Source organism: Vibrio sp. Vb0888, from assembly GCF_033338835.1.
Classification (GTDB): domain Bacteria; phylum Pseudomonadota; class Gammaproteobacteria; order Enterobacterales; family Vibrionaceae; genus Vibrio; species Vibrio alginolyticus.
The window spans coordinates 1-1,031 of the sequence record NZ_JAWOTL010000342.1 but is presented as its reverse complement, the minus strand read 5'-3'; the positions used below and the strand labels follow the sequence as shown (position 1 = coordinate 1,031).

At 45.8% G+C, this 1,031-nt stretch carries 2 protein-coding genes; both read left to right on the top strand.

The window, feature by feature from the left end; translation table 11 throughout:
- The coding region (locus R7P72_RS26130) for a DUF3549 family protein (protein ID WP_318111174.1) at nucleotides 1-815 on the top strand (815 nt) is incomplete at its 5' end.
- Between the two features lie 13 nt (nucleotides 816-828).
- Nucleotides 829-1,031: DUF3301 domain-containing protein (locus R7P72_RS26125; RefSeq protein ID WP_025580438.1), on the top strand; the 203-nt coding region annotated here is incomplete at its 3' end.

Below are 1,031 nucleotides of genomic sequence, written 5' to 3'. Positions count from 1 at the left end.
TGGATGAGCGTGGCTTACTCAAGCAATCTGATATTGGCAACTTCATTAAATACGTAGTTGAAGCCATGGGCACTCGTCTAAGCGAAGAGATGTCTGAAGAGCAACAACAAAAACTCTCCAATAATCCATACACGTTCAAACCTTCTGAAGACAAAATGGCGGTATTCCACAGCCAAGTTCGTGCAAATTTGGATCTACCCACCAGCCAATATTACGAACATACACAGCACTACTTCACAGGCGGTCTAGGCTGGGAAAACTGGCAGACGGTTGGCCTGCAAGGAATCACCGATATCGCCGCACGCCTTGGTAAAGAGCAAAATGCGGTCACTCTGCGTAAAGCTCTCAATCATTTACCTAACGAGCCTCTATACGCACTGCTTGGTGCTCTTGAGCATGTCGACTTACAAGAACGACTAGCGCAGCGTATCGCAGAAAAAGCGCAGCAAGAGATTCACAGCGCAGAACCAGATTTGTTCTTGCTATCGGCATTAACTCGAGCGTTAGCAGGCGCTCCAACTGAAGTCTCTTTACCAGTACTAGAAGCGATTTTGCAAAGCCCTCGTTTAAGTCACCAAGAAGTACTGATCGGTATTGCGGGACGAGCATGGCATCTTCTTTCTGATGCAAAAATCGCTGAACAATTTTTGCTGCGACTCGCACAAACAGGCAATCAAACCCTGTTCAATCAATTATTTGCCGATTTAGTTATGCTGCCAGAGCTAAGAATGGTATTGCTACCTTTGCTGCACTCTAGCCCATCGGAAGAGCTAGCCACTGCACTCATCAAATTGCAGCAAGCCACAAAGGGATAAGAAAGGATTAAGGATGATAGGAGATCTACTGGCAATACTTGGACTGTGCTTTTTCTGTTTTCTATTTTGGCAACAACGACGTCAATCTGAGTTAGCCAAAGTTGCCATCTCACGAAAATGCGAGCAATTAGATCTTCAGCTCGTTAGCATCGCTTTTGGAGCACACAAACTGAAAACGCCAGACGGAGTCTGGCGTTGGCATACAGTGTATCAATT